General features: G+C 40.6%; 1 protein-coding gene. It reads right to left on the minus strand.

Annotated features, from left to right (window positions below):
- Positions 1-229, minus strand: a 229-nt coding sequence (locus tag Q1A01_RS23815) for an Ig-like domain-containing protein (protein ID WP_299686107.1), incomplete at both ends; no start/stop codon positions are given.

The following is a 229-nucleotide window of genomic DNA, read 5'->3' on the forward strand; positions in this document are numbered from 1 at the left end:
TTGGTGATCGTTACTGTGTAATCAAAGGTATCAGTTCCACAGAAATCAGGATCTGGTGTATAATCTACTGTTCCATCGGCATTGATCGTTACCGTTCCATTGGCTGGATTAGTCACATCAGTTACTTCTACATCACTCGTAGGATCGAAATCATCATTATCCAATACATCGATGTTTACTGGAGTATCCTCATCTGTACTCGCTGTATCATCAGCAATATCATCTTCCC

The organism is uncultured Dokdonia sp., assembly GCF_947492815.1.
In the GTDB taxonomy this organism is placed as follows: Bacteria; Bacteroidota; Bacteroidia; order Flavobacteriales; family Flavobacteriaceae; genus Dokdonia.